Source organism: Nostoc sp. CALU 546 (assembly GCF_048836525.1).
In genome coordinates this window covers 110,448-122,258 of the sequence record NZ_JAWJTF010000012.1, presented here as the reverse complement: position 1 = coordinate 122,258, position 11,811 = coordinate 110,448, and the positions used below count along the sequence as shown (strand labels likewise).

Annotated in this window: 10 protein-coding genes; 5 read left to right on the top strand and 5 right to left on the bottom strand. The window is 41.0% G+C overall.

What is annotated here, in order from left to right; genetic code table 11:
* Positions 1–330: 330 nt before the first annotated feature.
* Both RRG12_RS09030 and RRG12_RS09025 read right to left on the bottom strand, forming a co-directional pair.
* Entirely contained in the window at positions 331–1,335 is a 1,005-nt protein-coding gene (locus tag RRG12_RS09030; RefSeq protein WP_069071370.1) for a glycosyltransferase family 2 protein, read from the bottom strand.
* A gap of 94 nt (positions 1,336–1,429) precedes the next feature.
* Positions 1,430–2,140, bottom strand: coding sequence for a TVP38/TMEM64 family protein (locus RRG12_RS09025; protein WP_069071369.1), 711 nt, complete (start codon positions 2,138–2,140; stop codon positions 1,430–1,432).
* Between the two features lie 679 nt (positions 2,141–2,819).
* Between RRG12_RS09025 and RRG12_RS09020 the strand changes: the two genes are divergently transcribed.
* Together RRG12_RS09020 and RRG12_RS09015 are read left to right on the top strand one after the other, a co-directional pair.
* Complete coding sequence (locus RRG12_RS09020; RefSeq protein ID WP_420759018.1) at positions 2,820–3,542, top strand: hypothetical protein; 723 nt, start codon at positions 2,820–2,822, stop codon at positions 3,540–3,542.
* Positions 3,543–3,747: 205 nt separating this feature from the next.
* Positions 3,748–3,879, top strand: a complete 132-nt coding sequence (locus RRG12_RS09015) for a hypothetical protein (RefSeq protein WP_256091036.1) — start codon at positions 3,748–3,750, stop codon at positions 3,877–3,879.
* A gap of 83 nt (positions 3,880–3,962) precedes the next feature.
* Here the strand turns inward: RRG12_RS09015 and RRG12_RS09010 are convergent, their stop codons facing one another.
* On the bottom strand, positions 3,963–4,667 hold the full coding sequence (locus tag RRG12_RS09010; RefSeq protein WP_069071367.1) for a hypothetical protein: 705 nt from the start codon (positions 4,665–4,667) through the stop codon (positions 3,963–3,965).
* Positions 4,668–5,122: 455 nt separating this feature from the next.
* Complete coding sequence (locus RRG12_RS09005) at positions 5,123–5,794, bottom strand: LuxR C-terminal-related transcriptional regulator (protein WP_069071366.1); 672 nt, start codon at positions 5,792–5,794, stop codon at positions 5,123–5,125.
* A 101-nt stretch (positions 5,795–5,895) separates the two neighbouring features.
* On the opposite strand from RRG12_RS09005, the gene RRG12_RS09000 reads away from it, so the two are divergent.
* From RRG12_RS09000 to RRG12_RS08990, 3 genes are all read left to right on the top strand, one after another.
* Complete coding sequence (locus tag RRG12_RS09000; protein ID WP_069071365.1) at positions 5,896–6,552, top strand: DUF3386 domain-containing protein; 657 nt, start codon at positions 5,896–5,898, stop codon at positions 6,550–6,552.
* A 156-nt stretch (positions 6,553–6,708) separates the two neighbouring features.
* Positions 6,709–7,218, top strand: coding sequence for a HugZ family protein (locus tag RRG12_RS08995; protein WP_069071364.1), 510 nt, complete (start codon positions 6,709–6,711; stop codon positions 7,216–7,218).
* Positions 7,219–7,538: 320 nt separating this feature from the next.
* Positions 7,539–8,426, top strand: a complete 888-nt coding sequence (locus tag RRG12_RS08990; RefSeq protein WP_069071363.1) for an alpha/beta fold hydrolase — start codon at positions 7,539–7,541, stop codon at positions 8,424–8,426.
* A 93-nt stretch (positions 8,427–8,519) separates the two neighbouring features.
* Here the strand turns inward: RRG12_RS08990 and RRG12_RS08985 are convergent, their stop codons facing one another.
* Positions 8,520–11,273: a zinc-dependent metalloprotease gene (locus RRG12_RS08985; protein ID WP_420759017.1), complete on the bottom strand. Its 2,754-nt coding sequence runs from the start codon at positions 11,271–11,273 to the stop codon at positions 8,520–8,522.
* Positions 11,274–11,811: the final 538 nt, after the last annotated feature.

Sequence of the window (11,811 nt, the reverse complement as noted above, 5' to 3'; positions counted from 1 at the left end):
CGTTAAGTTGACACCAATGGGGGGAATGGCACTAAGAAAAGCTGAAACCTCATCAGGGTGTGGGAGGTGTGGGAGGTGTGGGAGGACGGGGAAGAAGTCTTACCCCTCACACTCCCCACACTCAAAAAGCAAGTTATATCAGGGCTTTGCGATTAACTTAGTGCCATTCGGGTAAGGGGAAAGAAAAAACCTTTAACCTTTACCCTTTAACCTTTACCCAAAACCCAATTCCGAGTTTAAAATGCTTTACCCAAGCAGTATTGGAATACGTCCTAAAGAAGTCAGGCAAAAATCTGGGTTAATAAAATAGGTTCAGGCATTTTTATTGAACTATTTCGCGCCCTCGTCTCCCACGCTCACTTGGTACTCGTCAGAATTGTTTGTTGAGTTGGAGGATTTATGATAGAAACCACCTACCTCTGCCAAAGTATAGAGGGGTCTGGCTTTAACTTCTTCATAGATGCGCCCTATATATTCACCTAAGATACCAACACTGACTAATTGCACAGATCCGAGAAAGAAAATTGCCATTAAAATAATCGTAAACCCGGTTAAAGGCGAATTGGGGACAAAAATACGCCAATACAAGACTAAGAAAGCCATCAAGATGGCCGCCACCGCTGCTACTAACCCTAAGTAGGTTGATAACCGCAGTGGCACTATTGAAAAGGAAACAAGACCATTGATAGCAAGTGCTAAAGATTTGCTGAAAGTATACTTAACTTCCCCGGCAAAGCGAGGGTCGCGCTCGAACCTAATTGCTGTTTGCTGAAAGCCAACCCAAGAACGCAAACCACGAATATAGCGGGCGCGTTCTGGCATAGAATTAAGAATATCTACAATTTGCCGATCCATTAAACAAAAATCACCAGTATCAGTAGGAATATCTACATCTGCAAGCTTCTTCAGAACACGATAAAAGAAGTAGGCAGTAAAACGCTTGAATCGTCCTTCCTTGAGACGTTGACTGCGTTGAGCGTAGACGACCTGATACCCTTGTCGCCATTTTTCAACCATGTCGGGAATTAGTTCTGGTGGATCTTGTAAATCCGCATCCAGGATGACGATAACTTGACCCCGGACAAAATTAAGACCAGCTGTAACTGCAAGTTGGTGACCAAAGTTACGAGCAAAGCTCAAGTAGCAAACGCGCGGGTCTTTTTGATGGAGTTCTCGTATTATTTGTAGGGAGCGATCGCGGCTACCATCATTGATCAAAATTAATTCAACAATACCATCCATCCGATTCATTACTATACTCAGTCTACGGTATAGTTCGGGAATAATTTCTTCTTCGTTATAGATTGGAATAACAAATGAATACTTTGGTAGCATATAGGAATCCGCTTTGATTTCTGAACTAATTTGCGTCAAGAAGGCTTCTTAGTTGTATTGAGTTTTTTCAGAAATCAAATATGAGTCCTATAGTTTATTTCTTATTCGGGTTAATTGGATCTGATGAGTCTGATTTTTTAAGGTTTTCTATAGCTTTTTTAGGAAAAGTACGACGATTCCGATACCAAGTAGACCCTGCTACCAACATTCCAGTTAAGCCTAAAGCGAGAATTAGCGGTAAGAAATCACCCGTCTTAACTGCCTTCAAACCAGAACTACCTAGTAGTACAAAAGGTAAGACACTCGGTACTGTTCCTAATGTTGTACCTAGTACATAATCTTTAAAACTGATCGACGTCAGTCCAGCGACGAAATTGACCAAGCCATAGGGCATAACCGGTACTAGTCGTATAGCAAACATATAAAAAAGTCCTCCACGACGAACCTCAGCATCCATAGCTTGCCAACGTCCTGCTAGTCGTTTTGCAATTGCTTCGCGTCCAATAGTACGAGTAAAAGCAAAGGCAATGATTGCCGCAATTACAGCTCCAACACTAGTCCAGACAGTTCCTAGCCAAGGCCCAAAAATTGCACCTCCAGTCAAATTGAGTACTGTTGAAGGCAAAACTAACATAGTTGCTACAACGTACAAAGCAACATAAATAACAGGTGCCCAAATTCCAGAATATTTCAGCAAAGCTTGAATTTGTTCTGGTTCAACGCCGCCAAGAATATATACTGCTATACCAGTCGCAACGATGCAACCTAATGTGAGTAGTAAAATACCAGTTTTTAAGTTCCACACTAGGACTCTACTCCTACTTTTTTTCTAACCACAACCTAATTTCTCCTATTTGCTCTTTCATTAATTCGTGAGAATCTGGGTTTTTGAAAGCAGAGTTTGCCTTCTTCGATAAAATATGCCTAAAAAACTTGTAGTATCCTCTTGACATTATGTAAGTTGTGTATTACAAATGTAATATAAAGATAAAAGCCTCCTCAAAAGGCAAAACCAAAACCTCTCGTAACCTTGATAATTCCTTAGATGCTACTTTTTGGGGATTAGTTTAGCAGTTTCTTTCGGTAGTGCCTACTTTTGGGGCCGCGATTGGTGTTCGACTGCTCTGAAACCAACAAACGGACGGTTGCAGGATTCGGGTTCAATTCCCGACGGTTCCACTAATATGAATTTATAATTCGTAATTCGTAATGACGCTCCTGCGTCGCTAACGCTGCGCTAACGTAATTCGTAATTCAAACAAGAGGTGATTGCAATGGTTCATGTTCGATTTGAAGGACGTTCTGTTGATGTGTCAAAAACACAATTGGGAATTGCAGCAGGGATGAATGAGTGCGGAATTTCACTTATTTAAATCGGATTTATCTATAACCTTTACCTAATAAAGAGGTGAGTTCAATGATGTTAGCTAACTCATGTTTAATAACAACTCAATTAGTACAACTGTATTTAAACAACGTGAGATATGAGCGAACATCGTTTGAGCGAGATTGTGATTGAGCGTCCTCGTGGTGGAAGGAGAATCAGTCTCAAAAAAGTGACTGGCTTTAAGAAGCAATTATACAAAATCACTGAGGAAGCAATTCAGGATGGATTGTTGAATCCCTACCTGATTAAACCAATAAAAAAATCCAAATATCTTTCAGACCATCTTGGCCCTCTGCGTCGGTTTTTGCAATCGCAAGTTGGACAGCCTTGGAATGACGTTTACAGCCAACTGTGTCAACGATTAGATCCCAAAACAATGGCCGGACAGCATGTTGTCGATCATGTGTGGGACTATGTTGAACGGCATGTAGAAATAATTGATGGTAGTTTCTATAGCAAGCCTTACCAAGGATATCGAATTCAGCTAGATACAAGCTATCGCGATCGCTTCTATATTCATCCTGAAACTGGAATTCTTTGTGCAGCCGAGAAAATACCTCGAAAGCAGAAGCAAAAACAAGAACAAACTGATATTGTCATCATTGATAATTATCATCAATACCAGAAGCTAAATGAGATTTGGTATTTAATTACCTTTGAAGATTTGCCATTGCCACCCACTCATTATGTGACGGATGCTGTCAAAGGTGTAATTCATCGTTCTGTGGCATATACAGGTCGAATGATTTACGCTGTTAAGAAACAGCAGTGTAATAAGAAGGAAATTCGATTCATTTTAAATCAACTTTCTAAAACCTAAAATTTTCACTTCGTGCCCTAACTGAAAAAGCTTACATACTGGGGGAAACCCCCTTGGCGCTAGCCTCTCCCTTTGGGAGAAGACCGCGCTATCTCACCATTTTAAATGTCTGAAACCCTTGCAAACAATTAATTACGAATTACGTTAGCGCAGCGTTAGCGACGCAGGAGCGTCATTACGAATTACGCCTTGCGGTACTAGTGCGATGCCTGCGGCGGGCTACGCCTACGCAAAAACAGACTTGACTGTTGTCAGTTCTGGCATTTGTCTAAGTGAACGCGATCGCGACTTTGACTTGCAATCCTTAGTAGGTGTAATGGAACACCAAAATTGGTAAATGTATTAATTACGAAGTCTTCATGCTAGGCTAAGGCGATTATGCAGAAGTGATTTGGAATGACTTTATCAAGATGTTGGAGATTATTTGCACATTTGCAACGTGCGGCGATCGCTAGCAGTGATAGAATTTAGTCGGTAAAAGTCTTGCAAAGCTACAGAGTAAGCATAGGAGTTGTACTCATCCTCACCTATCCTAGGCAGGCTATTGCTTGTAGCTACCCGATTAGACTGATTAGAGTTGGCTTCGTTAGACGAACTATTAACCGTCATCGCTAACTCTCCTGATGGGTTGATTGTACCCTGAAAACAATTAAACTCTGATTGGGGCATATACAAAGCACCCGTTACCTTGGCCTGCTGCTTTTGAAATATGATATAACCTTGACCAAGCTGGTTTGCTTTTGGTGATTGACCATAGAGGTAAATCCCATCTTGTACAGGGAAATTTGCTCTTGGTAACACCCCTCCGCTTTTTGTAGTTCCCTGAGTATCGGGAACCAACGCTGTGATTGTAGGTACTGTTTTTCCGCCTCCAGAAGCCGCATTCAGTTGACTTCTCTGCTCCCGAACTTTTCTAAGCTGCGACAAAAGAGAGTTTTCAGAGGTTTTCGGAATCTGAGGCGATGATGAGCTTTTTTGAATCTGAGCCGATGATAATGGAGAATCTTTAACTGATACTACTTGAGTCTGTTTGGCTATACAGCCGAAACCGAGAAGTAAGCCTAAGCCCGCAAGGGAAATTCCCCACTGACGGGGAGATAATAACTGATGAAGGTTGTTAAGCACCCTACTTCTCCTGTTAAAAAACTAACTAAGTTCTAAGAACTTACTTAAATCATAACCAAGTCTTAATTGTTAAAGACTTTATTTACGACTTATATTACTATTGTCCAAAAAAGAAAACTGTCAAAAACAAAAGTTTTTATTTAATTTGATTCAACAATCTTAGATTATCATCAGTTAGAGTCTTTATAACAGAAGGCAGGAGGCAGGAGGCTGAGGCTTTGTATGTCGCTGCACTCTCAATACTTTTCGGATAAGCCTAACAATCTCTCTTTTGGTCTGGGAAAAGGTTAAAGGGTAAGGGGGAAAGGTGAATTCAAACCTTTCCCTTTCCCCTTTGCCCCTTAACCGAAAAGTATTGGCTGCACTCTATGCTCAATACAATTCTTCTTTTAAACTGGGTATAAACTCCAGAATATTCTTATCTTCTGCTTTCTGTACTCTGTTTCCTGTCTCCTTCAAGAAACTTGTATATCTTGTAACTTTGCTACCATTTCTGCACGTGCCGAAACTTTTAATTTCCGAAACATCCTCTTTAGAGCTTGTTTGACGGAATTTTGCGTAATCCAAAGTTTTTCCCCAATTTCCGCATTCGTTAACCCCTGCGCCACCAACTCGGCAATTTCTAACTCACGCGCTGTTAAAGGACTTACTAAAAGCGAATTGGATATTTTGGGTTTTGTCCGTAGGGTTGCCATTTTTGCTGACAAATGAATGCATAAAGCGCTCAAGTCAGCTAAATCATTGCCATTAAAGGCGGGATTTCCCTTGTCACGAGCCAAATTAAGCGTTCCGACAAGACGACCATCGCAAACAATTGGCCCAGTCATTACGTGTTCGTGATCAGAACGTGAGCAAAAATGCTTCCAGTCTCCTGGTGATAATAATAACTGTTCATGAGCGGGAGCATGACGTTCAACCACGTAGCGTCCCACTGGATTGCTCTCTAAGCATACTGCCGGAATGCCTGAAACATTAATCTCAGTGGTTGGTGGCTCATCTAGAAGATAAATACCCCAATTTTGCACGCCAAAATGCTCGCTAATTTTATCCGTGAGAGCTAGTCTTAACTCTTGCTCATTCTGGACATTAGCGATCGCATGAAATACAGCGTGTAGAGAATTAGCCATAAGTGTACCCAGTTGGGGACTATCCAAGCCTCAACAATTACTTCTATGCTAATACCAAGGAAACTAAAACGCTAATTAACAGTAGCGACTAGGAGAAGCACATGACAGTTACACAACTCTCTGCTCAGGAACTTTTCCGGGCTGCTTATGAGAACCGCTATACTTGGGACAAAAATTTCCCCGGTTATACCGCAAATATTACTTTTAAGCATGATGACAAAGTATTTACAGGCAAAGTTATCATCAGTGCCAATCTCAAAGCCGAAGTTTTGGATGTAGATGACGAAGCAGCCCAGAAAGCAATTCATGGACAAGCGTGGGAGATAGCAATTCACCGCGTCCGCCGCAGCTTTGAAGACACTCACAGCGCCAATACCTTTAGTTATGGCAAAACTGACGAAACTGGTGCGGTTGAGCTTTTAATGGGCGGTAAGGCTGAGGGCGATAAATACAAAGTCCGCAATAATGAAGTCTGCCATGTTCACCGTCTAATTCACGGTACTTTTGTAACTATTGACACCTTCAGCAGTCACGACACCGGGGAAGGCTACCTGTCCCACCGTTATGACTCTGTTTACCATGATCCCAAAACTGGCGAACAAAAGGGTGGTAGAAGCGAATTTATTGATGAGTATGAAAAAGTTGGTGACTATTTCATCCTAAATCGTCGAGAGATTCGCACCGAGACAGCAGGACAATTTTCTACTCAGGAATTTATCTTCTCTGACATTAAATTGTTGGAACCTGTTGCTGGTTAAACTGTATTCTGTAATCCAAAAATTAGCGATCGCTCTTGAGTTAAAGGGAGCGATCGCTTTTATTTTTGGGTATTCCATGCGTAGGCGTGGCTCATCATAGATATCGCTCAATCACGTTAAGATACTTAATTAGGTGTTCCTAGCGATAATTTACTTATGAGTCAACTTGAAAACATTCAAGCTGAGTACGAAAAGTTTCCTGAAGCATTTGAGAGTGTAATCATTAGCACTGTGAGCGCCCAAGCAATACCCAATGCTAGTTATGCACCCTTTGTAATGGATGACTCCAAGAATATCTACATTTACGTCAGCGGTCTTTCGACTCATACCAAAAATATCTATGCGAATCCTCATGTTAGTGTCTTGTTTATTGAGGATGAAGCTAAGAGTAATCTAATTTTTGCGCGTCGTCGTTTGAGTTTTGATTGTACGGCAACTTTGATAGAGCGTGAAACTGACAAGTGGAATCAAATTGTTGAGCAATTTCAAGGGCGATTTGGTGAAATTATCGAGGTTTTGCGCGGCTTATCTGACTTTCGGATTTTCCAGCTAACTCCCAGTGAAGGCCGTTTTGTAGTTGGTTTTGGCGGAGCCTATCAAATCAGTGGTGATAACCTCCATCAACTTGTGCAAATCACAGGAGATGCCGAGAAAAAGCAAGGGTAAATTATGAATTATAAATTGCAAGAATTCAGCACCCAGGAGCCAAAAGTTAGAATTTAGAAAGAATCAAGTGTAATTGATACAGTGAATTTCAAGTTAGTGAGGTACACAAGCTAAGTCTAAAAGCCAGGTATAAAGCCTGTTTTACTTCTGAATTCTGACTACTGAATTCTGAATTCTGCTGTATATTGATTCATCAAATGTTCTCCCGATTCTTGAACTATTCAGACAGATGTATTCTGACCGGAGGCGGAGCGTCTCCGGCTCCGCTCCTGATTAGTTTGACTGTATGCAAATTAAACTAAACTAAACTTTTTAATTTTATGCTTCAGTTTCAACCTCCTGGCTTTGGACATAAAGTCATCCATACATCCTTGGGGGCAATGGTTTACTATACCCAAACGAATGCACCTTGGGCGATTGCTGATACTGAAGATTTACCCCCACTACTGTTTCTCCATAACTTTGGTGGTGGAGCATCTGCTTATGAATGGTCTAAAGTTTACCCGGCTTTTGCCGCTAATTACCGCATTTTAGCCCCAGATTTAATCGGCTGGGGAGAATCGGCTCATCCAGTCCGGGATTATAAAATTAGGGATTATCTCAGCACGATCGCAGAGTTTATCATCCAAACTTGTCGCCAGCCGGTGACGGTGGTAGCCTCGTCTCTCACAGCCGCTTTTGCTATCCGCCTAGCGATTGTTCAACCCAATTTGTTCAAAGGATTGTTTTTGGTGTCCCCCTCTGGATTTGATGATTTTGGACAGGGTGCTGGACGCAGACTTCCGCTTTCGGTAATCAATGCGCCTCTGTTGGACAGTTTTATTTATATGTTTGGTGCTGAAAATGAAATTGCAGTCCGAAATTTTTTACAAAGTTTTCTGTTTGCTAAGTCACAACGACTATCCCAAGAGACAGTACAGGCTTATTTAACCTCAGCACAACAGCCTAATGCCAAGTTTGCCGCCTTGGCATTTTTGCGGGGCGATCTTTACTTTGACCTGAGTTTATATATTAAGCAATTGACAATTCCCACAGTAATTTTTTGGGGAGAAAAGGCACAATTTACCAATATCAAGCTAGGACAACGCTTGGCAAATTTAAATCCAAGAGCAATTCAAGATTTTTATGCGATCGCAGATGCCGGAATATTACCTCATTTGGAAATACCAGAAGTTTTTATTGGTTTATTGCAACGGTATCTTGGGTAATTGGGGACTGGGGACTGGGGATTGGGGACTGGGGACTGGGGATTGGGGACTGGGTATGAGGGAGACAAATGACAAATGACAAATGACAAATGATTATTTAGAAAGTAACTGCGCGTTTAAGGCTTTAGTGATGCGATCGCCAGAAGCTTCTAAGTGAGCTAAGGTGTAAATATCAAGGCTTTCACCAAGTTGTTTGAGTCTGACATCAATGGCTTGTTGCAGTTGGCGCAATTCATACCAAGCCAATGTTCGACCATCTTCGGGTGTATTAGTAGTACCCAACATCATCTGTAGCAAAATATTCAGATATTCTCGTTGCAATGAACGGCGGATGCTAGAAATTGGCTTTGGTTCTCCTGGGGCTAAAACTTCTGTCCAGATGCCTGTTTGCAGAGTATCTAAGAGTTCTGGAATTGAAAGTGCTTCCCCAGGAAGAGTTTTTAATTCTATATCTTGTAAACGATTGAGGCGATCGCTGTCTAATAGCGATCGCAATATTGCACTCTGGAAACTCAGAATGCGATCGTGAATTGGATAATCAAGGCGGTTATTAGGTGCAGAACTACCCCAGTGTTCCCAACGCGACGGTGCCAGTTGATTAAGCAATTCTGGTGAAAAGTTGAAAGCATCCTCTGCAAAAACATATTCTTGTAATTTTGTCAATGCTTGGCGTTGTTTTAAAAGTGAAACTGGTACAAATGCCCAAGCAGCATCATCACTAGCATGGAGACGCCGAAACGATTGTCCACCAATGTATTTAGAAAGCAAGGAGGCGTTCCGAAAATAATATTTAAGTACTCTATTGAATTTCAAGCGCAGGTTGCTATAGCTTTCTCCTTTCGATAGATAACCCTTGTCTAGGCGCTGCCACATAAAACGAGCATTATCCATTTGCCACTGCGAATAAAGTAGCACATCACTACTCATGTCCCAGACATTTGCTAAAGGATTGATGTCCCAGATATCTTCATCAGTTGCGTAAGATAATTCTGGTTGAGGCGACGCTAATGCAATCTGCTCTAAAAAACTTTTTTCTGATTCTGGAATAATTGCCTCAAGTGTTGTTGATGGAGATATTTTATAACCATATTCAATTGCCCATTCGTCATAAGGGCCAACAACTCCTGGGAAATAGTCACCTTGCTTTACTCCCTGTGGTGCTATATTCACAGGTAGATAATCCATCACCGAACCAACTAAACCTTTTGTGTGTGTGATTTCAGTATTATTTAATTCTTCGGGCGCTAACATGGTGCTGCCATGAAAGTTGTGGCGCAAACCCAAAGTGTGCCCGACTTCATGAGCGATGAGAGAACGCAAATATTGATGCACATATTCTTTCATCGTTTCACTACTAGGTGTAGTGTTGGGCAAAATTGACAACGCCAGCGCCCCCATAGCTGCTTGATTTGAGGATTCCATGCCATAGCAGAACTCCGAGGAATAAAAGAGAGCAGGGGAAGATAAAGTGGAGAATCTATCCAGGGATTTCCCCACGTCCTTGTGTCCTCTTGCTTTTTCTTGACATGGGTTTGTCTTCAGTGATGAATTTGCCTCCATCAGTGCGTGATATTCTTGCTGAATTAAACGCAGCATATTGGCATCCACAATGATATCTGCATCCAATATTTCCCCCGTGAATGGGTTGACGCGCATCGGCCCTCTAGCAAAACCTGCATCCAAAGAATTGAACCAGCGAATAGTGTTGTAATGTACATCTGCTGGCTGCCAATCAGCATCATCTGGCATTTGCTGCACTTCAATGGCATTTTGAAATCCGGCTTTTTCAAATGCTTTGTTCCACATCAAAACGCCTTCACGAATCGCATCGCGGTATTCTAGGGGCACAGCATTTTCAATCCAATACACAATTGGTTTTTTGGGTGGAGATAAGGCAGCGTTAGGGTCAGATGGTTCTAGATTCCAGCGATTAATGTAACGTACAAATGATTCGTGAGGATTATTGTTAGAGAAATCTTGGAAAGCAGTAATAAAATATCCCACTCTGTCATCGGCAAGTCTGGGAATATAACCATTGTTTTCTCTAAGCTGAGAAAAACTGTAGTGTACCTTCAGAGTGAGTGCCCTACTATCGGGTAGAGTGACTAAATTTGATCCTTCTAATGATGAAAAACCATAAATGGAATCAATCTCTACATTTTCGGGGAAGCTGTTAACATCACCAAAATATGACTTGCGTGGGTCTAAGCGGTAATCAGCCTGTAAAGAGTATTTTAATAGGGAAGTTAATCCCGGAAAATCCTGCATTAGCAGTTCATTCAGGTTGATTAAAATATTTTTACTATTTGGATCAATAGTAGCTATTTCGAGTGAATAAAGAACTGAATCGCTAAATGAACGAGCAAGCGATCGCTTTTCTGCCCTACTTCCTGTGCGGAACTTTACATTACGCACAACAAAATGCAATCTATTATTTACTCGTCGGAAGTAGAAGATAAAATCAGAAAGAGGTAATCCACTATAAATTCCACTTTCTCCAACCCCAGATTCTAATGTCACTATAGCTAGGTAGTCTTTATTTAGTTGCTCTGGTTTAAGTTCTAAGTAAACTTTGCCCGAATCCTCACTACAATAAAGTGTGAAGAGTCCTTCTAGTTTATCTATTTTATTAAGAGTTCCATTAAATTGGCAAGAATCTTGTTTTTTAATCTCAGCAAGATTATCATCAGCAGTTGCTAAGTTATCATCTTCCGGAAGGGCATTTAATTGCTGCACATCAATATTTGAAAGGCTTGAAAGTTGGTTTGCTCCTGCATAATCAGTTGATAGGAACAAGCCATACAGTAATACTATACATATTGCTAATTTTGTTATCCAGTATTTCATCCTTTGGCTTTCCACCTGAAGCAGTTCTCGTGTTAAGGAAAAATGTGGATTAGTTTGTCGTCTGCAAGCCCTTCAAATATCTAGGGATTACGATATTAAATCCACTCATTCAGATAAACAACGCCTCTAGTACAGCACAGCAGATATTCAACTAGTGTCTCAATTAACCAGACAAATTGTTTAAGCAACTTGTTAAAGGTAGGTAAACTTCCGCCACAGTGTACTAGCGTAAGAGTCGTGTGACTATTGATTGTTATTAGTAACTCTTTAGAAATTATCCATCAAGCATCTATGTCTGTAGATAGATAACTTTTACAACTAAAGATATATGTTTTTTTTCTTTCTATCTGTATTAAAAACCAAATGTAGCATTAAAAATGTATTTAGTGCTACATTTAGCAGTCTAAGCAATCTCAAGCATAATTTTTGAAGAAGAATTCAGGAGTCAGAATTCAGAAGTCAGAATTTAGGAGTCAGAATCAAGACGCTCTCTACGAACGCGGGAGCGTGTCGCAGACAGACGCTAAAAGCGTAGCTT